This window comes from Pseudomonas sp. LH21, assembly GCF_036549575.1.
Taxonomy (GTDB): Bacteria; Pseudomonadota; Gammaproteobacteria; order Pseudomonadales; family Pseudomonadaceae; genus Aquipseudomonas; species Aquipseudomonas peradeniyensis.
On the sequence record NZ_CP144367.1, the window covers coordinates 4,756,400 to 4,782,801 of the forward strand.

Annotated in this window: 24 protein-coding genes; 13 read left to right on the forward strand and 11 right to left on the reverse strand. The window is 65.2% G+C overall.

Features of this window, described 5'->3' with window-relative positions; genetic code table 11:
* Positions 1 to 145: 145 nt before the first annotated feature.
* Positions 146 to 1,204 (reverse strand): glycerophosphodiester phosphodiesterase family protein, encoded by a 1,059-nt coding sequence (locus VUG52_RS21715; protein WP_050703946.1) that lies wholly within the window; start codon positions 1,202 to 1,204, stop codon positions 146 to 148.
* Between the two features lie 142 nt (positions 1,205 to 1,346).
* Between VUG52_RS21715 and VUG52_RS21720 the strand changes: the two genes are divergently transcribed.
* From VUG52_RS21720 to VUG52_RS21735, 4 genes are all read left to right on the forward strand, one after another.
* Positions 1,347 to 2,363 (forward strand): DUF4917 family protein, encoded by a 1,017-nt coding sequence (locus VUG52_RS21720; RefSeq protein ID WP_050703945.1) that lies wholly within the window; start codon positions 1,347 to 1,349, stop codon positions 2,361 to 2,363.
* A 76-nt stretch (positions 2,364 to 2,439) separates the two neighbouring features.
* A complete protein-coding gene (locus VUG52_RS21725; RefSeq protein WP_050703944.1) occupies positions 2,440 to 2,961 on the forward strand; it encodes an RNA polymerase sigma factor in 522 nt (173 codons plus the stop codon).
* Positions 2,958 to 3,905, forward strand: coding sequence for a FecR family protein (locus VUG52_RS21730; RefSeq protein ID WP_262950170.1), 948 nt, complete (start codon positions 2,958 to 2,960; stop codon positions 3,903 to 3,905). The genes VUG52_RS21725 and VUG52_RS21730 overlap by 4 nt, the downstream gene beginning before the upstream one ends.
* A gap of 118 nt (positions 3,906 to 4,023) precedes the next feature.
* Positions 4,024 to 6,576, forward strand: a complete 2,553-nt coding sequence (locus VUG52_RS21735; RefSeq protein ID WP_050703942.1) for a TonB-dependent receptor — start codon at positions 4,024 to 4,026, stop codon at positions 6,574 to 6,576.
* Between the two features lie 33 nt (positions 6,577 to 6,609).
* Here VUG52_RS21735 and VUG52_RS21740 read toward each other — a convergent pair whose 3' ends face one another.
* From VUG52_RS21740 to VUG52_RS21755, 4 genes are all read right to left on the reverse strand, one after another.
* On the reverse strand, positions 6,610 to 7,104 hold the full coding sequence (locus VUG52_RS21740; protein ID WP_050703941.1) for a helix-turn-helix transcriptional regulator: 495 nt from the start codon (positions 7,102 to 7,104) through the stop codon (positions 6,610 to 6,612).
* Positions 7,104 to 7,376 carry a hypothetical protein gene (locus tag VUG52_RS21745; protein ID WP_050703940.1) on the reverse strand — a complete coding sequence of 91 codons (273 nt, stop codon included), beginning with the start codon at positions 7,374 to 7,376 and terminating at the stop codon, positions 7,104 to 7,106. Before VUG52_RS21745 ends, VUG52_RS21740 begins: the two co-directional genes overlap by 1 nt.
* A 167-nt stretch (positions 7,377 to 7,543) precedes the next feature.
* A complete protein-coding gene (locus VUG52_RS21750; protein WP_050703939.1) occupies positions 7,544 to 8,770 on the reverse strand; it encodes a class I SAM-dependent methyltransferase in 1,227 nt (408 codons plus the stop codon).
* A gap of 196 nt (positions 8,771 to 8,966) precedes the next feature.
* Positions 8,967 to 9,575: a TPM domain-containing protein gene (locus VUG52_RS21755; RefSeq protein ID WP_050703938.1), complete on the reverse strand. Its 609-nt coding sequence runs from the start codon at positions 9,573 to 9,575 to the stop codon at positions 8,967 to 8,969.
* Between the two features lie 203 nt (positions 9,576 to 9,778).
* Between VUG52_RS21755 and bglX the strand changes: the two genes are divergently transcribed.
* The 5 genes from bglX (at position 9,779) to VUG52_RS21780 (ending at position 18,130) form a co-directional block, all read left to right on the forward strand.
* Positions 9,779 to 12,070, forward strand: a complete 2,292-nt coding sequence (bglX, locus tag VUG52_RS21760; RefSeq protein WP_050703937.1) for a beta-glucosidase BglX — start codon at positions 9,779 to 9,781, stop codon at positions 12,068 to 12,070.
* Between the two features lie 117 nt (positions 12,071 to 12,187).
* Positions 12,188 to 13,945, forward strand: coding sequence for an ATP-binding protein (locus tag VUG52_RS21765; protein ID WP_050703936.1), 1,758 nt, complete (start codon positions 12,188 to 12,190; stop codon positions 13,943 to 13,945).
* On the forward strand, positions 13,939 to 15,273 hold the full coding sequence (locus tag VUG52_RS21770; RefSeq protein WP_050703935.1) for a sigma-54-dependent transcriptional regulator: 1,335 nt from the start codon (positions 13,939 to 13,941) through the stop codon (positions 15,271 to 15,273). Before VUG52_RS21765 ends, VUG52_RS21770 begins: the two co-directional genes overlap by 7 nt.
* Positions 15,274 to 15,532: 259 nt before the next feature.
* Positions 15,533 to 16,852, forward strand: coding sequence for an MFS transporter (locus VUG52_RS21775; protein WP_050703934.1), 1,320 nt, complete (start codon positions 15,533 to 15,535; stop codon positions 16,850 to 16,852).
* 126 nt (positions 16,853 to 16,978) lie between these two features.
* The gene (locus tag VUG52_RS21780) at positions 16,979 to 18,130 is read left to right on the forward strand and encodes a Fic family protein (RefSeq protein ID WP_050703933.1); all 1,152 of its coding nucleotides are present in this window, start codon (positions 16,979 to 16,981) and stop codon (positions 18,128 to 18,130) included.
* Positions 18,131 to 18,160: 30 nt separating this feature from the next.
* Here the strand turns inward: VUG52_RS21780 and VUG52_RS21785 are convergent, their stop codons facing one another.
* Entirely contained in the window at positions 18,161 to 18,913 is a 753-nt protein-coding gene (locus VUG52_RS21785; protein ID WP_050703932.1) for a COG4705 family protein, read from the reverse strand.
* A gap of 344 nt (positions 18,914 to 19,257) precedes the next feature.
* Between VUG52_RS21785 and VUG52_RS21790 the strand changes: the two genes are divergently transcribed.
* On the forward strand, positions 19,258 to 19,623 hold the full coding sequence (locus tag VUG52_RS21790) for a hypothetical protein (RefSeq protein WP_050703931.1): 366 nt from the start codon (positions 19,258 to 19,260) through the stop codon (positions 19,621 to 19,623).
* A 118-nt stretch (positions 19,624 to 19,741) separates the two neighbouring features.
* Complete coding sequence (locus VUG52_RS21795) at positions 19,742 to 20,347, forward strand: flavin reductase family protein (protein WP_050703930.1); 606 nt, start codon at positions 19,742 to 19,744, stop codon at positions 20,345 to 20,347.
* Here VUG52_RS21795 and VUG52_RS21800 read toward each other — a convergent pair whose 3' ends face one another.
* Together VUG52_RS21800 and VUG52_RS21805 are read right to left on the reverse strand one after the other, a co-directional pair.
* Complete coding sequence (locus tag VUG52_RS21800) at positions 20,348 to 20,614, reverse strand: hypothetical protein (RefSeq protein ID WP_050703929.1); 267 nt, start codon at positions 20,612 to 20,614, stop codon at positions 20,348 to 20,350.
* 8 nt (positions 20,615 to 20,622) lie between these two features.
* The gene (locus VUG52_RS21805; protein WP_050703928.1) at positions 20,623 to 20,916 is read right to left on the reverse strand and encodes a putative quinol monooxygenase; all 294 of its coding nucleotides are present in this window, start codon (positions 20,914 to 20,916) and stop codon (positions 20,623 to 20,625) included.
* 202 nt (positions 20,917 to 21,118) lie between these two features.
* Here VUG52_RS21805 and VUG52_RS21810 point away from each other — a divergent pair, with 202 nt between their 5' ends.
* Positions 21,119 to 22,039 carry an AraC family transcriptional regulator gene (locus VUG52_RS21810; RefSeq protein WP_050703927.1) on the forward strand — a complete coding sequence of 307 codons (921 nt, stop codon included), beginning with the start codon at positions 21,119 to 21,121 and terminating at the stop codon, positions 22,037 to 22,039.
* Positions 22,040 to 22,111: 72 nt separating this feature from the next.
* Here the strand turns inward: VUG52_RS21810 and VUG52_RS21815 are convergent, their stop codons facing one another.
* On the reverse strand, positions 22,112 to 23,749 hold the full coding sequence (locus VUG52_RS21815; RefSeq protein ID WP_050703996.1) for a 5-guanidino-2-oxopentanoate decarboxylase: 1,638 nt from the start codon (positions 23,747 to 23,749) through the stop codon (positions 22,112 to 22,114).
* A gap of 112 nt (positions 23,750 to 23,861) precedes the next feature.
* Here VUG52_RS21815 and VUG52_RS21820 point away from each other — a divergent pair, with 112 nt between their 5' ends.
* Complete coding sequence (locus VUG52_RS21820) at positions 23,862 to 24,743, forward strand: LysR substrate-binding domain-containing protein (RefSeq protein WP_050703926.1); 882 nt, start codon at positions 23,862 to 23,864, stop codon at positions 24,741 to 24,743.
* A 124-nt stretch (positions 24,744 to 24,867) separates the two neighbouring features.
* On the opposite strand, the gene VUG52_RS21825 is transcribed toward VUG52_RS21820, so the two are convergent.
* Positions 24,868 to 25,482, reverse strand: coding sequence for an NAD(P)-dependent oxidoreductase (locus VUG52_RS21825; RefSeq protein ID WP_331832072.1), 615 nt, complete (start codon positions 25,480 to 25,482; stop codon positions 24,868 to 24,870).
* 28 nt (positions 25,483 to 25,510) lie between these two features.
* The gene (locus VUG52_RS21830) at positions 25,511 to 26,386 is read right to left on the reverse strand and encodes an MBL fold metallo-hydrolase (RefSeq protein WP_050703924.1); all 876 of its coding nucleotides are present in this window, start codon (positions 26,384 to 26,386) and stop codon (positions 25,511 to 25,513) included.
* Positions 26,387 to 26,402 lie beyond the last annotated feature (16 nt).

The following is a 26,402-nucleotide window of genomic DNA, read 5'->3' on the forward strand; positions in this document are numbered from 1 at the left end:
GAGTGGCTTGGGTGTTCGGCCAAGGCGCCGCGACGAGTCATAGCAGGGCTATGGCGAGGAGTGGCAACGCCGGCCGGGCGCCCAAGACGCCGCCAAAAGTGAACAGCTTATTTCCGAGACAGGACACTAGCAATCATCTTGTCGATCAGTAACCCAGCTTGCGCAGCAACTGGCCCTCGTTCTGCGGCAACGGCCTGCCATAGAAGCGCATCAGCTCAGCGGCGCGGTTGGTGAAGATGCCATCGACGCCGGCTTTCATCGCCTTGTCGAAGTCCACCGCCTCGTCGAGGGTGTACACATGCACCAGCAGGCCCTTGGCATGGCTGGCCTGGTTCATCCAGGGCTGGATCAAGTCGGAATAGCTCTGCTCGCCCAGGTGCGTGCGGATCGCCGAAGGGCCGGTGCCGATGGCGCCGCCGGCCTTGGCGTAGTCGAGCCAGCGCTCGAACTCGGCGCGGTCCTTTGGCTGCTGACGGGCGTAGAAGGCCGACTTGTCCTGCTCGCCGGACTCGGCGAAGTCCTGCCCGGAGGCCGGTTCGATGCTGCCCTTGGCCACCCACAGCAATAGGATCTTCGGCACCTGCGGCATGGCTTCGTGCAGCAGCTTGAGGCTGTTGCGGTCGAAGGTCTGCAACACCACCCGGCCCGGCTTGTCGAGCCAGCCGCGGGCTTCGAGGCGCTTCTTCAGGTCCTGCTCGATGCCGGGGAACTGGGCCGGCTCCTTGGTCTCGATGTACAGGCCGGGGTGACGCTCGGGGTTGCCTTCGGCAATGTCGATCACCTCGTCCAGGGTCAGGATGCGCTGGCCCTTGAACGCATCCCGGGCACGCTCGGGATAGGCCTTGTTGAACCAGCTGCCGGCGTCCAGCGCCTTGAGCTCGGCCAGGGTGAAGGCGCTGACCGGGCTGGCCTTGCGCTCGGGGTAACGTTCCGCGACATCACTGGTGCGGGCCAGCACATCATCGTGGACCACCACCAGCACGCCATCGCGAGTGCGCTGCAGGTCCATTTCCAGGTAGTCGGCGCCCAGCTCTCGGGCCAGCAGGTAGGCGGGGGTGGTGGACTCGGGCGCGTCGAACGAGGCGCCGCGATGGGCGATCACGGCCGGATGAGGAATGTCCTGGGCGCTGGCGAGGGCCTTGCCGTCAGTGGCATGGGCGGCAGTGCTCGCCAGCAGGGTGGCCAGGAGAAGGGGCTTGTACATGGGGAGTCCTTTGCAGATCGGGGCCGGCCTCCGGAAGACGCCGGCAAGGTCAACGGTGCAGTCCTTGAAGGCGCAAGCCTCGCACACTCTGCATGACATGCTAAAGTCCCCGGCGTTTTCCGCCACACCCAACGGACCGCCCATGCCCGCTCTCGACGCCCACCTGCCCTCCTGGGCCGACCTCAACCAGCGCCACCCCAGCACGGCCCTGCTGCTGGGCAACGGCGCCAGCCGCGCGCTGTGGAAACCGTTCGGCTACTTCTCGTTGTTCGAGCAAGCCCAGCAGGTGCGACACAAGGCGCTGGGCGTGAGCGACCAGGCGCTGTTCAAGGCCCTGGGCAGCGAGCTGTTCGAGCCAGTGCTCAGCACCCTGAACACCACGGTACGGGCCAACGCCGCACTGGCGATCAACTCCACCGCGCCGCTTAACCGCTATTACTCGATCAAGGAAGCGCTGATCCACGCGGTGCGCGCCGTGCACCTGCCCTGGCCGCTGTTCCCCGACGCGGCGCGCACGGCCATCAACCAGGCGCTGCGCCAGTACCGCACCGTCTACACCAGCAACTACGACCTGATCCTGCCCTGGGCCATGGCCCAGGATGCGCAAGGTTTCGCCAGCCTGTTCGACGAGCAGGGTTTCTTCGATGTGCGCCGCAGCCAGGTCGAAGGCATTCGTGTGCTGCACCTGCATGGCGGCATGCACCTGCTCAAGTTGCCCGACGGCAGCACTCGCCAGCGCAGCGCGGAGCAGGCCGAACTGCTGGAAGGCTTCGCCGTCAACATCCCCGGCGAAGTGCCGCTGTTCGTCAACGAGAGCCGCAGCGAGGACAAACTGCGCGCCATCCGCCACTCGGACTACCTGTCCTGGAGCCTGGGCCAGCTGGCCCGCGAACAGGGTGGCCTGTGCCTGTTCGGCCAGCATCTGGACGCCAGCGACCAGCACCTGCTCGAGGCCATCCGCCAGGCACGGCCCCGGCACCTGGCCATCGCCATCCGGCCATTGAGCGAGGCCTCGATCATCAACCAGAAGCAGCACTTTATCGACCGTTTCGCCGATCTTGACCAAATTCCCCTGCATTTCTTCGATTCAGCCAGTCATCCCCTGGGGTTGGCCGAACTGGCGATTACCGTGCCCGCCAGTCACGCTCGTCGACATTGAATCGGCAACTTTGCAAATGTAAATAATTCTCGATAAGATCCGCACCCTTTCCTCCACGCCAGCCCGGAAAGCGTGCATGCAGCGCCCCAAGCCCGACCCTGTCGCCCACGGTTTCTATGCCGACATCCTGCATTTCCTGCGCAAGCGCATGGACAATGCCAGCGATGCCGCTGACATGACCCAGGATGTGTTCGCCCAGTGGCTGGGCTACCGGGACCGGGCCAAGGTGGAGCAGCCCCGCGCGTTCCTGTTCCAGGTGGCGCGCAACCTGCTGAGCGACCATTGGCGACGGCAGAAAGTCCGCCACGCGGTGCTGGCCGACGACAACCTGCCCGAAGCACATGAACCACCGGCCAATGACCCGCTGGACCATGCCCAACAGCAACAACGGCTGAATCAATTGCGCCAGGTGCTCAGCGAACTCTCGCCGCGACGCCGCGAAGCCCTTATGCTGCACCGTTTCGAAGGCCTGACCCAGGCCCAGATCGCCGAACGCATGAACATTTCCGTCAGCATGGTCGAGAAGCACATCGCCGCCGCCCTGCTGCAATGTAAGCAACGCCTGGACAGTGACAACGGCACGGAGCAGTTCCCATGACCCCCACCGACGAGCTCGACCCGCGCCCGATCGACGCCCAGGCGGCGAGCTGGTTCAGCCGCAACCGCAACCAGCCGTCGCGCCAGGAGCGCAAGGCGTTCGCCCTGTGGATGCAGACGCCCGAGCACACCCGCGCCTACCGCCAGTTCGAGCAGTTGTGGGATGACCTGGCCGCGCTCAAGCAGGCCAACCGCCCCGTGCCCTTGCCGGTACGCCGCGCGCCACGCTGGCGCCCGGCCCTGGCAACCGCGGCGGCCCTGCTCTGCGCGGTGCTGGCGGGCAACCTGGGGGCGGGCAGCACCGCCTTCAGCCAGCGCATCGCCGCCGGCCAGGCCTTGCAGACCCTGCAACTGCCCGACGGCAGCCAGCTCTTCGTCAACGCCCAGACCCGCCTGCGCCTGGACTTCAGCGCCGAGCGCCGGCTGATCCATCTCGATCACGGCCAGCTGTACATCGAGGTGGCGCCGGACAAGGAGCGCCCCCTGTTCGTCGACGCCGGCAGCGGCCGAGTACGCGTGGTCGGCACCGGCTTCGACCTGCGTCGTGGCGAGCGCGAGCTGGTGGTGGCGGTCGCCCATGGCCAGGTGGCGTTCGATACACCAGGTGAGCGGAACCCGCCCGTGCTGCTTGGTGCCCATCAGGGCGCCACTTACGACCTGGCCCGCGGCAGCCTGACCCGCCACGAACTCGGCGAGCAGCAGGTCGCCGACTGGCGCGAGGGCCATGTGAGCTTCCGCAACCGCGAACTGGCCAGCCTGGTCGACGAGCTCGGCCTGTATCGCCAGCACCCGGTGGTGCTGGCCGATCCGGCGCTCGGCCACTACAAGGTGTCCGGCAATCTCGACGTGCACGATCCGGACGCCCTGCTCAATGCCCTGCCCGCGCTGTTGCCGGTCAAGACCACCTTGCTCGCCGACGGGCGCCTGCGCATAGAGCGACGCTAAAAATAATTTGAGAATTTTTATCATTCGCAGGTGAGGTTTTGTCGCAACGCCGCGTCTTCCTCCCCGCCTGCCGCGTGATGGCGGGCTTTTTCCGGCCTTTTGCCGTTTGGGGGAATCCATGTTGTCCGCGTTGCGTCCATTGCACTGCCTGCCTGCCCGACCTACCCTGCTGGCCCTGTGCCTGGCCATGAGCCTGGCCGCCGAAGCCGCGCCGGTACCCTTCGACCTGCCGGCGCAACCGCTGGCCCGCTCGCTGAGCCAGTTGGCCCAGCAGGCCAAGGTCCAGTTGCTGTTCGACGAGGCCCTGCTCGGCAGCGCCCAGGCACCGGCGCTCAAGGGCGACTTCGAGGCCGAGGCGGCCATCGGGCGCCTGCTGCTGGGCAGCCGCTTCAGTGTCGTGCGCATGGGCAACACCTACGTGGTGCGCCTGCGCGAGGACGACCCGACTGCCGACAACAGCCTGCAACTTGGGGCCGTGAGCATCGTCGGTGACGGCCAGCAAGTCGACGCAGGCAACGTCGGGCGCTCGACCCTCGACCAGGAGCAGATCGACCGCTACCAGCCCAGCAACATTCCAAGCGTGCTGGCGACCCTGCCGGGCGTGAACATGGGCGGCTCGTCCAAGCCCGGCGGCCAGACCATCAACATCTGGGGCTTCGGCGACGCCGAGGACGTGCCGATGACCCTCGACGGTGCGCCCAAAAGCGGCTTCGAGCGCTATCAACAAGGCACCATATTCATCGAGCCCGAGCTGATCAAACACATCGAGGTCGAAAAAGGACCGCACTCGGTCAAGACCGGCAATGGCGGTTTCGGCGGCAGCGTCAACATGGAGACCAAGGACGCCGGCGACCTGCTGCAGGAGGGTCGCAACAGCGGTGCGATGCTCAAATACGGTTATGGCAGCAACGACCACCAGCAGATCTACAGCTCGGCATTGTTCGGCCGTACCGACGACGGTCGCATCGACGGCCTGGTGTATTACACCAAGCGCGATGGCGGCAACCTGAAGATGGCCGATAGCCTGCCCGACCCCACCGGCAAATGGCCGATCAACCCTCAGCGCATTCCCTACAGTGCCCTGGACCTGGACGGCGCCCTGCTCAAGACCAACATCCATTTCACCGACGAGCACAGCCTGGGACTGTCCTGGGCGCAATCGGAAAGCCAGCGCTGGACCACGTTCTCATCGACCGCCTTCAGCACACCGCCCACCGCGGCGGATATCAAGAAATACGGATACGAAGCTGCCCTCAAGCGTTTCCTGGCCAACCGCCGCACCATCGACACCACCTGGTCGGCCACCTACAAGTACCAACCGATCGAGAACCCGTGGGTGGACCTGCAGGTGAAGTACTCCGAATCGGACACCAAGCAGACCGATGAGCGCGACGCTACGGCGTTCTTCCAGCCCGCCACCGGTGGGCGCAAGATGGATACCGAGTACAAGGACCGCATGCTCGATGTGAAGAACACCAGCACCTTCCTCACCGGCCCCCTGGAACATGCTTTCACCGCCGGCGTGCAGGTGCGCCGCCATGACCGGGACACGCAGATGTGGATGCCCGGCAAGACCTACGAAGTACCCAAGTACAACTATGGCCACTACCAGCCGTACTTCATGCCCAGCGGCCAGGTCGACAGCCAAGGTTACTACCTGCAGGACGCCATCACCTTCGGCGACCTGACCGTCACCCCGTCGTTGCGCTACGATCACGTGACCAACGAGGGCAAGCCCAACCAGGCGCCGTACTACAACAATCCGGCGGCTGGCCACGACTACAGCGACAAGACCTACAGCGGTTGGTCGCCACGTCTGTCGCTGTTCTGGAAAATGAACGAGCAGACCGCGCTGTTCGCCGACTACAGCAAGACCTGGCGCGCCCCGGTGCTTGATGAACAGTATGAAGTGCAGGGTGTCGGCAGCCGCACCGCCACCAGCCGCAACCTCGACCCCGAGCGCATTACCGGTGTACGGGTGGGGAGCATCAGCACCTTCACCAACGTGTTCAGCCAGGGTGACAGCGCGCAGATTCGCACCATGGCATTCCACAACAAGGTCACTGACGAGATCTTCAAGGCCACCGGCATCGGCTGCCAGGAACAGCTGGTAAACGGCGGCACCATCGCCAACACCTGCGGCGACGGACTGATGGGCAACTACCGCAATATCGGTGACGTGACCTACAAGGGCTTCGAGATCGAGACCTTCTACGACGCCACCTATTGGTTCGGGGCGGTTTCGTACTCGTGGATGGAAGGCCGCCACGAGGGCGCCTACACCAATCCTTGGGGCCCCGACGTGTGGGCCAAGGATGTGCCGGCGCCGAAATGGATCACCACCCTGGGGGTCAAGATTCCGTCCTGGGACGCCCGTGTCGGCTGGACCGCACAGTTCGTCGGCGCCACCCACCACCTGCCCAGTGACAAGTACTTCGAGGGCCCGGCCAGTGCCCTCGGCGACCGCTATTACGACAACTTCGGCAACGAGAAGTACCAGATCCACGGCCTGTTCGCCAACTGGAAACCGCAGCAGCCGTACCTCAAGGGCACCGAGGTCAACCTGACCGTGGACAACCTGTTCAACAAGGCCATCCGGCCGGAGCTGTCAGGCGAGAACGCCTACACCCAGGGGCGCAATGCCAAGATCAGCGTGACCCGGTTCTTCTGATCCTGCGCAACGGCGATGATGCAATGGACTGCATCACCTGCCGCTCGCCACCCGCTCCTGTGCCCTGGCGACATTCACCTGCATCGCCACGACAGCCAGTTCATGGAGCGCCTGGGCAACGGCGTGGGTACCCCGCTCCTGCATCCAGGCCAGGATGTCGGCCAGGTGCCAGAGCGAAAGGCTGCCGTCATGTACCGGGGCCGGGAAAGTGCGGTGATGCGTGAGCATGAGCTTGCGCATGTTCTGCCGGGACACCCCCACCAGCGCCGCCACATCGGTCAGGCCGACCAGGTCGGGACAGGCCTCGATCAGGCGGGCCTCCGGCAAGACCTGCCGGACATTCTCCAGGGCGCTGTGCATCGCCTCCCATGCAGACTTCCCCTCGCGGGCAAAGGCCAGCGCCAGGCGGCCGGGCTGACCGCTACCGACCACCGCGTCATCGCAACCGGCCTCTCCCAGAAGCTCGATCAGTGCATCGACGTCCACGCCGTCGTGCAATTGGTACTTGAGGGTGAATTCGTACTCCATCACTTTCGCTCCACTGGCTGATTGACGATCCCGCGCATCGACGTGCAGTTGTCCACGACCCGGCGCAACTGGCGAGCGAAGGTGCCCGGATTTCTGGGTGTGCTCCACACGCTGGTGATGCAGAACTCGCCACAGCGGCATTCGCGGTCGTTGTTGGGGCAATAGATCCGCCCCCAGCAATGGCCACCCCGCACCGTGACTTTCCAGCCCTGCGCCTCAGCGTGAACCAGGGACTGCTCGACTTCCTTGTTTGGATGGAGAGGACGGGCCATCGATTGAGCTCCAGTATGGGCATGAAAAAAAGGTTGTCAAGTGACAACCATGCAACGCCGACGGGCGTCACCACAAGCCAGACTAGGTGCCAGGGAGGCTGCAACAGGCTCAGAAAGACTCTTTCGGAAAGGGCCTAACCGAAACTGGGAAGGTGCTGTAGGTTCAATCACCCAGCAATCAGGCCATCCGCCTGCAGCAGGGTTTCCAGGCAATGCTCGCGTACCCCATAGAACGCCTTGAGTTCGGCGATCTTCTCCAGCAACGCCGCATTGTCCTGGGGCTGTCGGCGCTTGACCGCAAGAATCATCTTGTTCTTGTTGGTGTGCTCGAGCGAGATGAACTCGAACACCTTGGTCTCGTAGCCACAGGCCTCAAGATAGAGCGCCCGCAGGCTGTCGGTGAGCATTTCGGCCTGCTGCCCCAGGTGCAGCCCGTACTGCAGCATCGGCTGCAACAAGCCGGGGCTGCGCAGTTGCGGACGAACCTGCTTGTGGCAGCACGGCGAGCACATGATGATCGCGGCGTTGCAGCGAATGCCGGTGTGGATGGCGTAGTCGGTGGCAATGTCGCAGGCATGCAGGGCGATCATCACGTCGATGGCATCAGGCACTACGCTACGCACATCACCGCATTCGAACACCAGGCCCGGATGCTCCAGACGCGCGGCGGCGGCGTTGCACAGCTCGACCATGTCCGCACGCAACTCGACACCGGTGACCTGCGCCTCACGCCCAAGGGTATTGCGCAGGTAGTCGTGCATGGCGAAGGTCAGGTATCCCTTGCCCGAGCCGAAGTCGGCGACTTTCAGGCACTGCTGTTCGTCCACCGGCGCGCCGCTCAAGGCATGGTCGAAGACTTCGATGAACTTGTTGATCTGCTTCCACTTGCGCGACATCGACGGGATCAGCGCGCCTTGCGCGTCGGTCACTCCCAGGTCGCGCAGGAAGGGTCGTGACAGTTCCAGGTAGCGCTTTTTCTCGCGGTCGTGCCCGCCAGCCCCCGTCTCGCGTGGCGCCGGCTGGGCCTGGGCCAGATGGCGGCGCAGCATCGGCTTGCCCTTCTTGCTGAACTCCAGTTGCACCTCGCCGGCGGCGGTGAACAGGTGCGCATTGCGAAAGCTCTCCGGCAGCAGCTCGGCCACCAGCGCCAACGCCGGGTCCAGCCCCAGGTTGCGGGTGATGTCGCGGGTCTGGTGACGGTAGACCAGCGACAGACAGGCCTGGCCCTTGATCTGCACCGGTTTGGCGATGATCCGCTGCAGGGTCTGGTCGGCGCCGACATGACGGGCCAGCACCAGCTTGCTCAGGCTGCCATCGGCCAGGGCATCGGCGAGCAGGCTCAGGAACTGGGCACGCGCGTCCGGCGCGGTGGGGGCGGAAGAAGGGGACGACATGGGAACGGGTGCCTCGGAATGCGGGGGGCGCTATGCGCAATGCCGGGCATTCTACGTTGATGTCCGGCCATCGCGAACCCCTGTGGGAGCGGGCTTGCCCGCGAAACCGATAACTCGATGCATGACACCGGCTTCGCCGGTGTTCGCGGGGCAAGCCCGCTCCCACGACAACAGGCATTGATTCAGACCACAAGAATCAGTCGAGAATCACCAAGCGGTTAGGCAGCTCATTGCGCGCATGGGTGGGCGGCACGTGTTCGCTGAGCAGCTCACCGCAGGCCTCGATGCATTCGACGAACCCCTGCAGGGTATGGCCCTGGCGCACCTGGTCGGTGAAGCGGGCGACGATCGCCTCGCGCGCCTGCTCCGGCAGGTGCCGGGCAATGCCTTCGTCGACCAGGATCTCGACATGACGCTCGGCTTCGCTGACGAAGATCAGCACCCCCGTGGCACCGGCGGTACGCTGCAGATTGAGCTCGAGAAACTGCTGGCGGGCCAGCCCCGACGCACGCCGGCGCCGCAGCACCGACGGCACCACCCAGGCCGCCAGGCGCGGGTGGCGCAGCAGCAGACAGAGGCTGATGAAGGTCAGCATCTGCGCCAATAGCAGGCCGTTGACGCCAATACCGCCCAGCCACAAATGCAACGCGCCGGGGATCAGCAAGGCCAACAGGGCCGCCCAGAGCAACGGCAAATAGGGGAAGTCGTCGCCGCGGCGGGCCAGCACGGTCACCAGTTCCGCATCGGTACGCCGCTCGGCGCGGGCGATCGCCTCGGCGATCTGGCGCTGTTCGTATTCGGTCATGCCTTCGTCTCTCGAGCGTTCTTATCGTTGTTATCCCGGCAATCGGGTGGGCGAGAGTGTATCTCAACAAACGCCTCATATAAGGCATAATCCGCGACTGCGCCGGATCATGGATGAATGATCCACAGAACCGCCAGCGGACGCGACAACAACAGGCGTACGAAACGTCTCGGCCAGCCGCTTATCACTCGACAACGGAATTGATGATGAAACTGTCTTTGCTGGGCCTGGCCATGGGCCTTGCCAGTCAGGCGGCCCTTGCCGCCCCCACCGCCGCGCCCCTGCAAGACAAGCAGGCGTTCATCGACCATCTGGTCGGCCAGATGACCGAGGCCGAGAAGATCGGCCAGTTGCGCCTGATCAGCATCGGCCCCGAGATGCCCCGCGACAAGATCCGCGAGGAAATCGCCGCCGGGCGCATCGGTGGCACCTTCAACTCGCGTACCGCCCCCGAGAACCGGCCAATGCAGGACGCGGCCATGCGCAGCCGCCTGAAGATCCCGATGTTCTTCGCCTACGACACCATCCACGGCGAACGCACCATCTTCCCGATCGGCCTGGGCCTGGCCTCGTCCTGGGACATGGACGCCATCGCCAAGGTCGGCCGCACCTCGGCCATCGAGGCCGCCGCCGACTCCCTGGACATGACCTTCGCGCCGATGGTCGACATTGCCCGTGACCCGCGCTGGGGCCGCACCAGCGAAGGCTTCGGCGAGGACACCTACCTGACCTCGAAAATCGGCCAGGTGATGGTCAAGTCGTTCCAGGGCTCGAGCCCGGCCAACGCCGACAGCATCATGGCCATCGTCAAGCACTTCGCCCTGTATGGCGCGGTGGAGGGCGGGCGCGACTACAACACGGTCGATATGAGCCTGCCGAAGATGTACAACGACTACCTGCCGCCCTACCGCGCCGCCCTCGACGCCGGTGCCGGCGGGGTGATGGTGGCGCTGAACTCGATCAACGGCGTGCCGGCCACCTCCAACACCTGGCTGATGAACGACCTGCTGCGCAAGGAGTGGGGCTTCAAGGGCGTGACCATCAGCGACCACGGCGCCATCCAGGAACTGATCCGCCATGGCGTGGCCCGCGACGGCCGCGAAGCGGCCAAGCTGGCGATCAAGGCCGGCATCGACATGAGCATGAACGACACCCTCTACGGCGAGGAACTGCCTGGGCTGCTGAAGTCCGGCGAAGTCAGCCAGGCCGAGCTGGACCAGGCGGTGCGTGAAGTACTGGGCGCCAAGTACGACATGGGACTGTTCAAGGACCCCTATGTACGCATTCCCAAGGCCGATACCGACCTGAAGGACTACTACGCCGACGACCGCCTGCACCGTGACGCCGCTCGCGACGTGGCACGCCGTGGCCTGGTGCTGCTGGAAAACCGCGAGCAGACCCTGCCGCTGAAGAAGTCCGGCACCATCGCCCTGGTCGGCCCCCTCGCCGATGCGCCGATCGACATGATGGGCAGCTGGGCCGCCGACGGCAAACCGCAGCACTCGGTCACCGTGCGCGAGGGCTTGCGCCGCGCCGTCGAGGGCAAGGCCAAGCTGGTCTACGCCAAGGGTTCTAACGTGACCGGCGACAAGGCCATGTTCGACTACCTGAACTTCCTCAACTTCGACGCGCCGGAAATCGTCGATGATCCACGCCCGGCCGCCGTGCTGATCGACGAAGCGGTCAAGGCCGCCAGGCAGTCGGATGTGGTGGTGGCCGTGGTCGGCGAATCCCGTGGCATGTCCCACGAATCGTCGAGCCGTACCACCCTCGAGATCCCGGCTGTGCAACGTGACCTGATCAAGGCGCTGAAGGCCACCGGCAAGCCCCTGGTGCTGGTGCTGATGAACGGCCGTCCGCTGTCGATCGCCTGGGAGCGCGAGCAGGCCGACGCCATCCTCGAGACCTGGTTCAGCGGCACCGAAGGCGGCAACGCCATCGCTGACGTGCTGTTCGGCGACTACAACCCGTCCGGTCGCCTGGCCATCACCTTCCCGCGCTCGGTCGGGCAGATCCCGATGTACTACAACCACATGCGCATCGGCCGCCCGTTCACCCCGGGCAAGCCGGGCAACTACACCTCGCAGTACTTCGAGGAACCCAACGGCCCGCTGTACCCGTTCGGCTACGGCCTGAGCTACACCAGCTTCGAGCTGTCGGGGCTGGCGCTGTCGCAGAAGGAACTCAAGCGTGGCGGCACCCTGCAGGCCAGGGTGACGGTGAAGAACACCGGCAAGCGCGACGGCGAGACCGTGGTGCAGCTGTATATCCAGGACCAGAGCGCGTCGATGAGCCGCCCGGTCAAGGAACTGAAGAACTTCCAGAAAGTCATGCTCAAGGCCGGCGAAGCGCGAACCTTGACCTTCGACATCAGTGAGCAGGACCTGAAGTTCTACAATGGCCAACTGCAGCACGTCGCCGAAGCTGGCCAGTTCAATGTGCAGATCGGCCTCGACTCGCAGGCGGTGCAGCAGCAGAGCTTCGAGCTGCGTTAAGCAGGTTCGGCCCCTTCGCGGGCAAGCCCGCTCCCACAGGGTTATGCATGTCCTGTGTGGGAGCGGGCTTGCCCATGATGAGGCCGGCACAGACAACCGAGATCCCGGATCCGCCCCATGCCCTCATCCTTCCGCGCCCTGCGCCTGGGTTTGATCATCCTGCTGATCCTGGTCGGCACCACCCTCAGCGCCGGCTGGGCCATGCACCAGGCCAAGCGCCAGGCCATGGAAACCGACGCCCGCCGGGCCAGCGAGCAACTGGGCCTGTATGCCAACGCCCTGCACACCCTGATCGAGCGCTACCGCGCCCTGCCCGCGGTGCTGGCGCTGGATCCGGAGCTGATCGCCGCCCTGCGCGGACCGGTCACCGAGCCGGTGCAGGACGCCCTGAACCGCAAGCTCGAACGCATCAACGGCGCCGCCAACTCCTCCACCCTGGAGCTGCTCGACCGCACGGGCCTGGCCATCGCCGCCAGCAACTGGCGCCTGCCGACCACCTACGTCGGCTCCAACTACGGCTTTCGCCCCTATTTCAAGCAGACCCGCAGCCAGGGTAGCGGCCGCTTCTACGCCGTCGGCGTGACCAGCGGCGTGCCGGGCTACTTCCTGTCCAGCGCGGTGAACGACGAACACGGCCGCTTCCTTGGCGCCATGGTGGTCAAGCTGGAGTTTCCCGAGCTCGAGCGCGAGTGGCGCCAGGGCAGCGATATCCTGCTGGTCAGCGATGCCCGCGGCATCACCTTCATCGCCAACCAGGACGGCTGGCGCTACCGCGAGCTGCAACCGCTGTCCGGCGCCGACCGCGCCGAACTGGCCGAAACCCGCCAGTACGACAAGCAACCGCTGGTGCCCCTGCAGCACCAGGCCCTGACCCGCTTCACCGACACCAGCCACCTGACCCGCGTCCAGGGCCCGGATGGCACCGCCGAGTACCTGTGGGAGCGCCTGCCCCTGGAGGCCGAAGGCTGGACCCTGCACCTGCTGCGCAAGCCGCAGGTCGCCGAGGACGGGCGCAACGCCGCCCTCGCCGCTGCGGCAATCTGGCTGAGCCTGGTGTTCGCCGTGCTGTTCGTCAGCCAGCGCCTGCGCCTGGCCCGCCTGCGCCAACGCAGCCGCGAAGAGCTCAAGCGCCTGGTCGAGGAGCGCACCCGCGAACTGCATACCGCCCAGGAAGGCCTGGTGCAATCGGCCAAACTAGCGGCACTGGGGCAGATGTCGGCAGCCCTGGCCCACGAGATCAATCAGCCGCTGACCACTCAGCGCATGCAGCTGGAAACCCTGCGCCTGCTCCTCGACCATGGCCGCCATGACGAAGCGCGCCAGGCCCTGGAACCGCTGGAGCAGATGCTGACCCGCATGGCCGCGCTCACCGGCCACCTGAAAACCTTCGCCCGCAACAGCCCCGGCGGCCTGCGCGAGCGCCTGGACCTGGCCACGGTGGTCGACCAGGCGCTGCACCTGCTGGACACCCGCATCCGCGCCGAAGGCGTCGAAGTGGCGCTGTACCTGGCGCGCCCGGCCTGGGTACGCGGTGACGCGATCCGTCTGGAGCAGGTGCTGATCAACCTGCTGCGCAACGCCATCGACGCCATGGCCGACAAGCGTTACAAACGCCTGGAGATCCGCATCGAGGCCGACGATGCGCAGTGGCGCCTGAGCGTGCTCGATTCCGGTGGCGGCATCCTCGACTGCGACCTGGACCGGGTCTTCGATCCGTTCTTCACCACCAAGCCGGTCGGCGAAGGGCTGGGCCTGGGCCTGGCCATCTCCTATGGCATCGTCATCGACGCCGGTGGCCGCCTGCAGGTCGAGAACCTGCCGGGCGGTGCCCGCTTCAGCCTCACCCTGCCCCGCGACCTGGAGCCTGTATGTTGAATTCGGTGATCGTCGTCGACGACGAAGCGAGCATCCGCACCGCGGTGGAACAATGGCTGAGCCTGTCGGGCTTCAGCGTGCAGCTGTTCGCCCGCGCCGAGGACTGCCTGGACAGGCTCGAGCCGCACTTCCCCGGGGTGATCCTCAGCGACGTGCGCATGCCCGGCATGTCCGGCCTGCAGCTGCTCGAACGGTTGCAGGCGAGCGACCCCGACCTGCCGGTGATCCTGCTCACCGGCCATGGCGACGTGCCCATGGCCGTGGAAGCGATGCGCAATGGCGCCTATGACTTCCTGGAAAAACCCTTCACCCCGCAACACCTGATGGGCAGCCTGCGCCGCGCCCTGGAAAAGCGCCAGCTGGTCCTGGAGAACCGCCGCCTGCATGAACAGGCCGACCTCAAGGCGCAACTGGAGAACACCCTGCTGGGCATGTCCCAAGGGCTGCAGCAACTGCGCCGCCAGGTGCTGGAGCTGGCCGGCCTGCCGGTCAACGTGCTGATTCGTGGCGAAACCGGAAGCGGCAAGGAGCGCGTGGCGCGTTGCCTGCATGACTTCGGCCCGCGCGCCGACAAGCCCTTCGTCGCGCTCAACTGCGCGGCCATTCCCGAGACGCTGTTCGAGGCCGAGCTGTTCGGCCATGAGAGCGGCGCGTTCACCGGTGCCCAGGGCAAGCGTATCGGCAAACTGGAGTACGCCAATGGCGGCACCGTGTTCCTCGACGAAATCGAGAGCATGCCCCTGGCCCAGCAGGCCAAGCTGCTGCGGGTGATCCAGGAGCACAAGCTCGAGCGGCTGGGCGCCAACCAGAGCATCAGCGTCGACCTGCGCATCATTGCCGCGACCAAGCCGGACTTGCTTGAGGAAGCTCGCGCCGGGCGCTTTCGCGAAGACCTGGCCTACCGCCTGAACGTCGCCGAGCTGCGCCTGGCGCCGCTGCGCGAACGGCGTGAGGACATCCCGCTGCTGTTCGAGCATTTCGCCCGCGCCGCCGCCGAACGCCTCGGGCGCAGCGCCCCGCCGCTGAGCGGCGTGCAGCTGGCGCGCCTGCTGGCCCACGATTGGCCGGGCAATGTGCGCGAGCTGGCCAATGCCGCCGAACGACATGCCTTGGGGCTGGGCTCGCCGGCCCTGGAGATCGAGTCCGGCGGGCAATCCCTGGTCGAGCAGATGGAATCGTTCGAAGCCCAGTGCCTGCGCGCAGCACTGCGCCAGCACAAGGGCGAAATCAAGGGCGTGATGGAGGCATTGCAACTGCCGCGACGCACACTCAATGAAAAGATGCAGCGCCATGGGTTGGTGAGAGAGGACTTTCTTGAGCGCGAATGAGCGGATTATTGCTCAGCAACCCAGGCCAACAAGCGGAAAACCGCCTATCTGGTGCCGTTGTTTCACACCTCATCGCGGGACAAGCCCGCTCCCACGAAGGTCCCTGAAACGCAGGCGGCACAGGCTTTGCGTGGAAGCAGGCTTGCCCCGCGACGCCCTCGAATGGATCACCACGCACTCATCTGGCACACCTCCTGCAAAACCCTTCTCAAGCTGCGCCTCGAGCGCGCTCCACAAAAACAACGAGAAGGTATCCCTGATGGATAACGCCAGCACTCTGCCCACCGGGGCGGCCGTTGCGCCCGCCGCGCAAAAGTCCACCGCCAGCCGCCTCAAATCGATCTTCAGTGGTTCCATCGGCAACATGGTCGAATGGTACGACTGGTACGTCTACGCCGCATTCTCGCTGTACTTCGCCAAGGCCTTCTTCCCCGCCGGCGACACCACCGCCCAACTGCTCAACACCGCCGCGATCTTCGCCGTGGGCTTCCTCATGCGCCCGATCGGTGGCTGGCTGATGGGCCTGTATGCCGACCGCAAGGGCCGCAAGGCGGCACTGATGGCCTCGGTGCTGCTGATGTGCGCAGGCTCCCTGGTCATCGCCCTGACGCCGGGCTACGAGACCATCGGCGTCGCCGCGCCGATCCTGCTGGTCGTCGCCCGCCTGATGCAGGGCCTGTCGGTAGGTGGTGAGTACGGTACCTCGGCCACTTATCTCAGCGAGATGGCCAGCAAGGAACGCCGTGGTTTCTTCTCCAGTTTCCAGTACGTCACCCTGATCTCGGGTCAGCTCATCGCCCTGGCGGTGCTGATCGTCCTGCAGAACACCCTGACCACCGAGGAGCTGTATGCCTGGGGCTGGCGCGTACCGTTCGTGATCGGCGCGCTGTGCGCGGTGGTCGCCCTGTACCTGCGCCGCGGCATGGAAGAGACCGCGTCCTTCACCAAGAAGGAGAAGTCCAAGGAAAACCTGATGCGCACCCTGCTGCGTCACCCCAAGGAGCTGATGACCGTGGTCGGCCTGACCATGGGCGGCACCCTGGCCTTCTACACCTACACCACCTACATGCAGAAGTACCTGGTCAACACCGTGGGCATGAGCATCAGCGATTCGACCACCATCTCGGCGGCCACGCTGTTCCTGTTCATGTGCCTGCAACCAGTGATCGGCGGACTGTCCGACAAGATCGGCCGACGCCCGATCCTGATCGCCTTCGGCGTGCTTGGTACCCTCTTCACCGTGCCGATCCTCAGCACCCTGCACACCATCCAGACCTGGTGGGGCGCGTTCTTCCTGATCATGGCCGCGCTGATCATCGTCAGCGGCTACACCTCGATCAACGCAGTGGTCAAGGCCGAGCTGTTCCCGACCGAGATCCGCGCCCTGGGCGTCGGCCTGCCGTACGCACTGACCGTGTCGATCTTCGGCGGCACCGCCGAGTACGTGGCCCTGTGGTTCAAGAGCATCGGCATGGAGACCGGCTTCTACTGGTACGTCACCGCCTGCATCGCCTGTTCGCTGCTGGTTTACGCGACCATGAAGGACACCAAGCAGCATTCGCGGATCACCACCGACTGATCCCTGCTCGCCGAACGTGAAAAGGGGCGCTCCGGATGACCGGGCGCCCCTTTTTAATGGATTGTGAGCCGAATAATAGCGCCATTCGGCTCACATACTGAGCCGAATGGCGCTATTATTTGGCTCATGAACCCAAAAGCGCACACGGCTGCAGACACCGCCTGGGTCTGGCAGCAGGCCGACTGGCCCGACTTTCGTTGGGATGCGTCGCAATTGGCAACCTTGCTCAGGGACTGCGTCCAGGCGCAGGGCTGCCTGCTGGGCAGAGCGGGGGCGGTGACCGAGGCCAATGCCAACCTCGATACGCTCGATACCCTGCTGCAGAACATTGTCACGTCCTCGGCCATCGAGGGCGAGCAGCTCAATGTAGAGTCCGTTCGCTCTTCCCTGGCCCGCCGGCTCGGCATCGCTGAGCCGGGGACGACCACGACACGCAGCGAGGGCTTGGCCGAACTGATGGTGGACGCGGCCATGGGCTATGTTCGGCCACTGGATCAGCAACGCCTGTTCCTGTGGCACTGCTGGCTGTTCCCCGAACATGACGATTCACTCGCACCGCCCCTGCCAGTCGGTGAATGGCGCGACGATGCTCCAATGCAAGTGGTGTCGGGGCGTATCGACAAACCCAGGGTGCATTTCGAAGCACCGCCGCGTACCGGCCTGGAGCAGCGGGTGCGGCAGTTTCTCGACTGGTTCGAGAACAGCCGCAGCGATCGGCAACTCGACCCCCTGCTACGCGCGGGGCTCGCCCATTTCTGGTTCGTCACCTTGCACCCCTTCGCCGATGGCAATGGCCGTCTGGCCCGCGCCATCACAGACCTGGCATTGGCCCAGGGCGAGCAACGGGCGGTCCGTTTCTACGCCATGTCCAGCAGCATCCTGGAAGACCGGGCCGGCTACTACGCAGTCCTTGAAAGCAGCCAGCGCGGCGGCCTGGACGTCACACAGTGGCTGGCCTGGTTCCTTGCCACCTTGCTGCGCAGCCTCCAGCAAGCGCTGGTGCGCATCGACCGGGTGCTGGCCAAGGCACGCTTCTGGCTGATCCATCGTGGCGACGGCTTGTTGCCCGAACAGGTCAAGGTGCTCAACCGCCTGCTCGATGGTGGGCCTCGCGGGTTCGAGGCCGGTATCAGCGCCAGCCAGTACCAGGCGGTGGCCAAGGTCTCCAAGGCCACGGCCACCCGACACCTTTCCGACCTGCTGGACAAGCACTGCCTGGTTCGCCTGCCCGGCGGTGGGCGCAGCACCCGCTACAGGATCAATACTCAAGAGATCTGAGCAAGGCCGGTCAAGCCGGCCAATCCATGGTTACGACAGCTCGGCCACCCGCTGCGGCTCGCGACGCTGGTAATAGGTGGCCATCAGCACCAGTACCAGCAGCACGCCGCCAAGCACCAGCGAAGAACCCACTGTGCCGAAGTCCAACCCGCCTTTCTCGTGTGACTTGGTCAGCACGTCGCCCAGCGTGGCACCGAACGGACGAGTGAGAACGAAGGCGATCCAGAACAGCACGACGCCCGAGATCTTCGTCCAGTAGCGGGCTGCGGCCACCAGCGCGATCGCCGAGCCGATCAGCAGCGCGCCACCAGCGAAGCCCAGGCCGGAATCATCGGCCAGGTAATCGCCCAGGGCGGTGCCCAGGGTGTTGGAGAACAGGATCGCAACCCAATAGAACAGCTCGCCACCACGATTGCGGATGCGACTGACGTCCAGCGGGTTGCCGCTCAGGCGCCACAGGGCAAAGGTCAGCAGGAGAATGCCGATCAGCAGTGCCGAGCCCATGGCGTAGCCCAGGCCCAGGGTCCGGTCCATGAAGTCGGACATGGTAGTACCGGCGGTACTGGTGGAGAGGATCACCAGCCAGTACAGCATCGGGTGGTAACGGCGTGAGTAGAGCTGTGTGACCAGGGTCACCAGGAACACGCTGATGAGCAACAGCGAACTCATGGCGTAGCCGATGTCCAGGGTCATCGACAGCAGGTCGCCGGCCGTCTCGCCGAGGGTGGTGGCGCAGATCTTCATGACCCAGAAGGCCAAGGTGATTTGCGGGAGTTTGTTCATGGGTGTGCCGCTCCAGGGGTTCAAGTGCGGCGATGGTGGCGAGCGAAGCCTGAAAAATCGGTTTGAGCCGCATGAAAAATCCGTTGATTGCTTAATCCCCAGGCTCGCGTGCCCTTAACTCCCCATTAATTTCCGCCTTTCATCTTTGTCGAACTGGAAAATTCATTGGCGGTCGTGCTGCACGCCACACGCGATGCCCACTGCAGGCCAGGGATAGCCGCACCCTAAACAATCGAATAAACAGATTCGTATGCGCTATTTTTTGCGCTTTTTTATCGATTTTATAGGCGTAGCATTGAACCCATAGAAACAACAACCCCTAGCAACTCACCGGAGCAACGACCATGAAAAACAAACTGATCCTCACCCTCGCCCTCTCTGTTCTGACCACTGGTGCCTTTGCCGAAGACGGCTTCGATCGTACCGGCGCCCACACCTTCGCTGCCGTGCAGAGCCAATCGGCCACCTACGCAGAAGATGGCTTTGATCGTACCGGCGGCCAGCGCTTCGCAGAAGACGGCTTCGATCGCACCGGCGGCCAACGCTTCGCAGAAGACGGCTTCGACCGCACCGGCGGCCAACGCTTCGCCGAAGACGGCTTCGACCGCACCGGCGGCCAACGCTTCGCAGAAGACGGCTTCGACCGCACCGGCGGCCAGCGCTTCGCCGAAGATGGCTTCGACCGCACCAACGGCCACCGCATCAGCTGATCGCTGATGCGTGCAACCAGCCCGGCTTCGGCCGGGCTTGATCATTTGCAGCCGGGCCAAGCCTTGGCACACTAGGCGCCTTGTCCCCCACCAGGAAGGGCCTCGCGGCCTTGCGCAGATGTACTACTACGAACCCGCAAAAGGCCACGGCCTGCCCCACGACCCGTTCAACGCCATCGTCGGCCCACGCCCCATCGGCTGGATCTCCAGCCACGACCGCGAAGGCCGTCTGAACCTGGCGCCCTACAGCTTCTTCAACGCCTTCAACTACATCCCTCCGATCATCGGTTTCTGCAGCGTCGGGCGCAAAGACAGCCTGAACAACATCGAGCAGACCGGTGAGTTCGTCTGGAACCTGGCCACCCGCCCACTGGCGGAGCGAATGAACCAGAGCTGCGCCGCCGTGGCGGCGGATGTCGACGAGTTCGTGCTCAGCGGCCTCACCCCGACCGCCTCGAAGGTGGTCAAGGTGCCGCGTGTCGGCGAAAGCCCGGTGAGTTTCGAATGCAAGGTCAGCCAGATCGTCCAGCTCAAGCGTGCGGACCAGGAGCCGGTGCCCAGCTGGCTGATCCTCGGCGAGGTGGTGGCGGTGCACATTGCCGAGCACCTGTTGAAAGACGGTATCTACGACACCGCCGCCGCCGAGCCGATCCTGCGTGGCGGCGGCCCGGCCGACTACTTTGCGCTGGGCGAGTTGTTCAAGATGGCGCGCCCACAGGTCTGATCAGAAGATCAGTTCACCTTCCTCGCTCACGCCCTGCAGGCGTTCGAGTTCGGCACACGCGGCCTCGTCGGCGGTGATCGCCGACTGGAACACCTGCCCATCCAGCACTTTGTGAAAGCGCGGCGCGCCCCCCATGCCCAGGGCCTTCACGGCGATCGCCGCGTGGTAGCCGCCGCCTTGCACCGGAACCATTGCCGAAACCGTTTCGAAGTGGGGGAATTCTCTACGTGCCATGTCGCTCTGCGCCTGTGTGATCGAGGGCGGCATTCTACACGCTAGGCGAAAGTATGCAGGTCGAGGCTGCTGACCACCTGCTCCTGCACCAGCTCCCCGAACACGTCGAGAGTGGGCGAGGCGAAATAGCCACTCATCGCCTGCTGGTCGCACCAGCTGCCGCTGAGCAGCCACAGGTCGGCATCGACCTGCGAGCGCTGCACGCTGAAGCTCAGGCAGCCCGGCGCACGTCGCGACGGCTCGAGCAGGTCGCGCAGGCGCACGCCGAGTTCCGCGGAACGACCGTTGCTGGCGCGGATGAAAGCCAGGTGTGTGACCGGTTGCTGCTGGGTCATGAACGATCTCCTTGAAGCGCTACGGACGGGAAAACCAGGCTGCCAAGGTTAGGGGTTCGCCCGCGCGGGCCGTTAGGCCATTACTGCCGGCCGATTGCCTGATCCTGCAGCGCGGCAGGATCAGGCAATCGATCTGCAGCTTTCGACTAGCATCTGCCATTGCCCAAACCTATGCTGCGTCGGTCAGCAGAGGAATCCCGCCATGACTTCATCCACGCCCCTCGATCCGCTTCTGGAGCAGCAACGCCAGGAGCTGGCCGGGCTGATCCGGCGTCACGCCCAAGGCCCCCATGGCTCGGTGTCGGCCATCGAAGACCTGTACCTGACGCGCTACGAAGAGGATGTGCGCGGCATGCCGGCCCTGGCGCAACCAGCCTTGTGCATCCTGGCCCAGGGCAGCAAGACCCTGTTTCTGGGCGACGAGCGCTATACCTACGACCCGCTGCACTACATGGTGGTCTCGGTGACGCTGCCCATCACCGGCGCCCTGCTCGAAGCCAGCCCAGAGAATCCCTGTCTGGGCCTGCGCCTGGACATCGATCCGGCGCAGATCAGCCAGTTGATAGCCGAGAGCGGGCCGATACTGGTCCCTGGCCAGGCTTCCGGCCGTGGACTGTTCGTGGAGAAAAGCGATCCGCAACTGCTCGACACGCTGCTGCGCCTGGTGCGCTTGCTCGACAGCCCGCGGGATATCGCCGTGCTCGCCCCACTGGTGCGCCGCGAACTGATGTACCGTGTGCTGCGCGGCCCCCAGGGCTGGCGCCTGTGCGAGATCGCCCTGTCCAGCAGCCAGACCCACCGGGTATGCCAGGCCATCGCCTGGCTCAACCGGCATTACCAGGAGCCCTTGCGCATCGAGGACCTGGCACGCGAGGTCAACCTCAGCACCTCGACCCTGCACCACCGTTTCAAGGCGGTGACCTCGATGAGCCCGTTGCAGTACCAGAAACAGCTGCGCCTGCAGGAGGCGCGGCGACTGATGCTCAACGACGGACTGGAGGCTGCGGTGGCCGGCTACCGGGTAGGTTATGAAAGCCCGTCGCAGTTCAGCCGCGAGTACAGCCGCTTGTACGGCGCGCCGCCGATTCGCGACGTGGCGCGCCTGCGCGCCAGCGCCAGCTGAAAAGAGACAAACATCGGGCAACTGTAGGAGCGGGCTTGCCCCGCGATCGAGGGCAAAGCCCTCGCTAAAGCTTCAGCCCTGAACCGCCCGCTGCCACTGACCTTGATCCACATGGATCAAGGTCGGTCCCTGACGCTCCACTGCCCGACCCAACGCCGCCTGCAACTGCCCCACATCGCCCACGTTCTCGGCTTCGGCCCCCAACGCCCGCGCCACGCCAATGAAGTCCGGGGTATGGATGTCCACGCCGACCGGCTCGATAGCCCGGTTGACCATGTACTTCTTGATTTCCTCATACCCCTGGTTGTTCCACAGCAGCACGATCAGCGGCACCTGCGCCTCGACCGCGCTGGCCAGCTCGGGCAGGGTGAACTGCAGCCCACCGTCACCGATCAGGCAAACCGCCGGTGCGCGTGCGGCGGGCGACTCGGCGCTGCCCAGCCAGGCGCCCATGGCGGCCGGCAACGCGTAGCCCAGCGTGCCGTAACCGGTCGAGGCATTGAACCAGCGACGCGGCCTGGCCATGTCCAGGGTCAGGTTGCCGGTATAGACCGGCTGGGTCGAGTCGCCCACCAGGATGGCGTCCGGCAGGGTTTGCAGGATGCTGGTCAGCAGACGGGTCTGGCTCAGGGTCGGCTGGTCCCAGCTGGCTGCATTGTCCTGGCGCAGGCGGGCGGCCCGCGCCGCGCCCCAATCGCTATCGCGCGGTGGTTGCGCCTGCAGGTTCAGGGCCACCAACAGCGCTTCGGTGGCCTGGGCGGCATCGGCCACCAAGGCCAGTTCGGGCAGGTAGTTACGGACCGTCTGGTCCGGGTCGATATCGATCCGCAACAGGCTGCCGGGAATCTCGAAACCACCCTTGAAGGTCACGTCGTAGTCGGTTTCGGCCAGTTCGGTGCCGATGGCCAGCACCACGTCGGCCTCGGCCACCAGCGCACGGGTGGCCGGCAGGGTCTGGGTCGAGCCGATCTGCAGCGGATGGTTGGCGGGCAACAACCCCTTGGCGTTGATGGTCAGCGCCACCGGCGCCTGCAGGTGCTCGGCCAGCCGCACCAGCCCGGCGCCCGCCTCCAGCGCACCGCCACCAGCGAGGATCAGCGGACGCCGCGCCTTGGCCAGGCGCACGGCCATGCGCTGCACGGTCTGTGGCGCGGCGCCGGCACGGGTGGTGCGCACCACCCGGCCCGGCAACAGGTGATCGGCGGGTTCCACCAGCACATCCAGCGGGATCTCGATATGCACCGGGCGCGGGCGGGCACCGTCGAACACGGCGAAGGCGCGGGCCAGCACCTCGGGCAGGTCATCGGCGCTCATCAACGTGTGCGAGAACGCCGCCACCCCCGCGACCAGGCCGGCCTGGTTGGGCAGTTCGTGCAGCTTGCCGCGTCCGCCGCCCAGTTGGCTGCGCGATTGCACGCTGGAAATCACCAGCATCGGGATCGAGTCGGCGTAGGCCTGGCCCATGGCAGTGGTGATGTTGGTCATGCCCGGGCCGGTGATGATGAAGCACACCCCAGGCTTGCCCCGGGTACGCGAGTAGCCGTCGGCCATGAACCCGGCCCCCTGCTCGTGGCGCGGGGTGATGTGACGGATCGAAGAGGCGGCCAGGCCGCGGTAGAGTTCCACGGTATGCACACCGGGAATGCCGAAGACATGATCGACGCCATAGCCTTCGAGGAGTTTGACCAGCACTTCACCACAGGTTGCCATCATCGAGTACCCGATTCTTGTTGAGACCTGTGCTCATGGAACCAAGCGCCGACTACCGCCACAATGCAAAAAAACACATACTAGCCATGACCCCACATCATGGCTTGTCACGATGAAACGCCTGCCGCCCCTCCCCGCCCTGCACACCTTCCTGGTGACCGCCCAGCACTGCAACTTCACCCGCGCCGCGCAACAGCTGCATATCACCCAGGGCGCGGTCAGTCGGCAGATCGCCGGGCTCGAGGAACACCTGGGCTACGCGCTGTTCCAGCGCCAGGCCCGAGGCCTGGCGCTGACCCGCGAAGGACAGGACTGGCTGCCCCGAGTGCAGCAGGTCTTCACCCTGATCGAACAAGGCGTGCGCGAGGTCGGCGGACGCAGCGCGACACTCCAGCTCAAGGCGCCGACCTGTGTGATGCGCTGGCTGCTGCCACGCTTGCTGGAATGGCAGGCACTGCGCCCGGATGTGCCGGTGGAGTTGACCACCACGGTGCAGCATGGCGTGGATTTTCGCCGCGAGGGCTTCGATGCGGCCGTGGTGTATGGCGCGGCGCCGAACCATGGGCTGCAGGTACGCAAACTGTTCGACGAACAGCTGACGCCGGTCTGCGCGCCATCGTTATCGAGCGGCCCCTTGCAGTTGCGGGACCTGGCGCGGCAGATGCTGCTGCACCCTTCGAGGGACGAACATGACTGGCGACTGTGGTTGCAGGCGGCCGATGCCGGGTTCGAGCCCCAGGGGCCGAAGCAGCATTTCGAGACGTTGGACATGGCGATGGCCATGGCCTCTCAAGGGACGGGAATCGCCATCGGCGATTTCTCGCTGATCGGCGACGACCTGCGCACGGGCCGGTTGTGCATGCCGTTCGAGCTGAAGGTGACGACCGGGAAGGGCTATTACCTGGTGAGCCCGTCGAAGACCATGCCCGCGGGGCTGGTCGAGTTGATGGAGTGGCTGCAGGCGCGTGCCTCAAGCCTTGCGCATCCCCTGTAGGAGCGGCCTTGTGTCGCGAAAGGGCCGCATAGCGGCCCCGGCGATTTCTGATTTGTCGCTGAAATCCTGGGCTGCTTTGCAGCCCTTTCGCGGCACAAGGCCGCTCCTACAGGTACCGCGCGACTCAGTAGCCCACTGTGAACCGCGCCCGCGAATGCGCCGGTTTATCCAGCTCGTCGAGCATGGCGATGGCGTAGTCGGCAAAGGTGATCCAGCTTTTGCCATCGGCGCCGATCAGCAGGTGGTCCTTGCCCAGGGTGTAGTGCCCGCTGCGCTCACCTTCGACGAACTCCGCCGACGGCGACAGGAAGGTCCAGTCCAGGGTCGGCTCGCGGCGCAGCGCTTCAAGAAAATGCACCCCGGCACTGGCCTCGGCCTTGTAGGCCTCAGGAAAGTCCGGGCTGTCGATCACCCGGTGCCCGGACGGCAGCAGCAGGCTGCCGGCCCCGCCCACCACCAGCAGGCGCTTGACCCCGGCCCGCTTGACCGGCTCGATGATCGCGCCCGGCTCGATAGTGGAAAAGTGCGCCGCGCTGAGCACCGCGTCGCAGCCCGCCACGGCCGCCTGCAGGGCAGCGCTGTCCTTGGCATCCAGCGCCTTGACCGTCACGCCGTCACGGCCTTGCAGGCTACCTGGATCCCGGGCGATGGCCACCACACTGTGGCCACGGCGCAAGGCCTCTTCCAGCAATTGGCTGCCGGCGCGCCCGGTGGCGCCGATGATTGCGATCTTGCTCATGGGAAACACTCCAACAGGTTGAAAGGGATTACCACTTCATCTCGCCCTTGGCGACCTTGGCCCCCAGTTCCAGGGAGCTCTCGTCGCCAAGGTTCGGGTAGCGTTGCTTCATCGCCGCGATCAGCGCGGCGGAATCGGCGGCCTTGGCGGCTTCGGTATCGAAGTCCCGGATGTAGCCGGCGGTGAAGCGCACCGCGTCCAGCGAGCGGCTGCTGTCGCCCAGGTAATGCCCAGGGATCACCGTGCGCGGAGCAAGCTGCTCGATCTTCGCCAGGGTGCTCAGCCAGTCGGTGTGGGATTGCGCGGTCTGGGTGTCGGCCATCCACACGTGGATGTGCTCGGAAACCACCACGCCACCGACCACTGCCTTGATCGAGGGAATCCAGACGAAGCTGCGGTCCGGCTGTGGACCGTCCAGGCCGACAACCTCCAGTGCCTGGCCTTCCAGCTCCAGGCGATTGCCCTTGAGGACCTGCGGCACCACCAGGCGTGCCGGCTTGTCCGCGCCCATCTGCGGGCCCCAGTAGGCCAGCTTGGCGTCCATGGTCTTGCGGATGTGCTCGACAGTGGCGGCCGAGGCGACCACCCGGGCCTTGGGAAACGCCTGGGTGATGGTGTCCAGGCCAAAGTAGTAATCCGGATCGCCATGGCTGACATAGATAGTGGTCAGTTGCTTGCCGCTGGCACGCAGGCGTTCGACCACCTGCTCGGCCTGGCCTTTGCCGAACTGCGCGTCGACCAGGATGGCATCGTGGGCGCCGCTGACGATCACCGAGCTGACCGGAAAGATCGCCGCGTGACCAGGGTTGTAGGCTTCGAGCTTGAGCGGTTCGCTGGCCATGGCCTGGCCGCCGAGGGTGAGACAAGCCAGCAGCAGGCCGCGCAGGGGAGTGAGAAGAGACATCGCAAGATCCTGTGAG

What these genes read in the sequence shown, in the direction of transcription:
- VUG52_RS21775 (WP_050703934.1), top strand. Translation starts at nt 15,533, where the DNA reads ATGGATAACGCCAGCACTCTGCCCACCGGGGCGGCCGTTGCGCCCGCC.
- VUG52_RS21765 (WP_050703936.1), top strand. Translation starts at nt 12,188, where the DNA reads ATGCCCTCATCCTTCCGCGCCCTGCGCCTGGGTTTGATCATCCTGCTG.
- VUG52_RS21745 (WP_050703940.1), bottom strand. Translation starts at nt 7,376, where the DNA reads ATGGCCCGTCCTCTCCATCCAAACAAGGAAGTCGAGCAGTCCCTGGTT.
- VUG52_RS21750 (WP_050703939.1), bottom strand. Translation starts at nt 8,770, where the DNA reads ATGTCGTCCCCTTCTTCCGCCCCCACCGCGCCGGACGCGCGTGCCCAG.
- VUG52_RS21725 (WP_050703944.1), top strand. Translation starts at nt 2,440, where the DNA reads ATGCAGCGCCCCAAGCCCGACCCTGTCGCCCACGGTTTCTATGCCGAC.
- VUG52_RS21730 (WP_262950170.1), top strand. Translation starts at nt 2,958, where the DNA reads ATGACCCCCACCGACGAGCTCGACCCGCGCCCGATCGACGCCCAGGCG.
- VUG52_RS21735 (WP_050703942.1), top strand. Translation starts at nt 4,024, where the DNA reads ATGTTGTCCGCGTTGCGTCCATTGCACTGCCTGCCTGCCCGACCTACC.
- VUG52_RS21805 (WP_050703928.1), bottom strand. Translation starts at nt 20,916, where the DNA reads ATGACCCAGCAGCAACCGGTCACACACCTGGCTTTCATCCGCGCCAGC.
- VUG52_RS21715 (WP_050703946.1), bottom strand. Translation starts at nt 1,204, where the DNA reads ATGTACAAGCCCCTTCTCCTGGCCACCCTGCTGGCGAGCACTGCCGCC.
- VUG52_RS21720 (WP_050703945.1), top strand. Translation starts at nt 1,347, where the DNA reads ATGCCCGCTCTCGACGCCCACCTGCCCTCCTGGGCCGACCTCAACCAG.
- VUG52_RS21825 (WP_331832072.1), bottom strand. Translation starts at nt 25,482, where the DNA reads ATGAGCAAGATCGCAATCATCGGCGCCACCGGGCGCGCCGGCAGCCAA.
- VUG52_RS21810 (WP_050703927.1), top strand. Translation starts at nt 21,119, where the DNA reads ATGACTTCATCCACGCCCCTCGATCCGCTTCTGGAGCAGCAACGCCAG.
- VUG52_RS21770 (WP_050703935.1), top strand. Translation starts at nt 13,939, where the DNA reads ATGTTGAATTCGGTGATCGTCGTCGACGACGAAGCGAGCATCCGCACC.
- VUG52_RS21830 (WP_050703924.1), bottom strand. Translation starts at nt 26,386, where the DNA reads ATGTCTCTTCTCACTCCCCTGCGCGGCCTGCTGCTGGCTTGTCTCACC.
- bglX (WP_050703937.1), top strand. Translation starts at nt 9,779, where the DNA reads ATGATGAAACTGTCTTTGCTGGGCCTGGCCATGGGCCTTGCCAGTCAG.
- VUG52_RS21780 (WP_050703933.1), top strand. Translation starts at nt 16,979, where the DNA reads ATGAACCCAAAAGCGCACACGGCTGCAGACACCGCCTGGGTCTGGCAG.
- VUG52_RS21790 (WP_050703931.1), top strand. Translation starts at nt 19,258, where the DNA reads ATGAAAAACAAACTGATCCTCACCCTCGCCCTCTCTGTTCTGACCACT.
- VUG52_RS21820 (WP_050703926.1), top strand. Translation starts at nt 23,862, where the DNA reads ATGAAACGCCTGCCGCCCCTCCCCGCCCTGCACACCTTCCTGGTGACC.
- VUG52_RS21815 (WP_050703996.1), bottom strand. Translation starts at nt 23,749, where the DNA reads ATGGCAACCTGTGGTGAAGTGCTGGTCAAACTCCTCGAAGGCTATGGC.
- VUG52_RS21800 (WP_050703929.1), bottom strand. Translation starts at nt 20,614, where the DNA reads ATGCCGCCCTCGATCACACAGGCGCAGAGCGACATGGCACGTAGAGAA.
- VUG52_RS21795 (WP_050703930.1), top strand. Translation starts at nt 19,742, where the DNA reads ATGTACTACTACGAACCCGCAAAAGGCCACGGCCTGCCCCACGACCCG.
- VUG52_RS21785 (WP_050703932.1), bottom strand. Translation starts at nt 18,913, where the DNA reads ATGAACAAACTCCCGCAAATCACCTTGGCCTTCTGGGTCATGAAGATC.
- VUG52_RS21755 (WP_050703938.1), bottom strand. Translation starts at nt 9,575, where the DNA reads ATGACCGAATACGAACAGCGCCAGATCGCCGAGGCGATCGCCCGCGCC.
- VUG52_RS21740 (WP_050703941.1), bottom strand. Translation starts at nt 7,104, where the DNA reads ATGGAGTACGAATTCACCCTCAAGTACCAATTGCACGACGGCGTGGAC.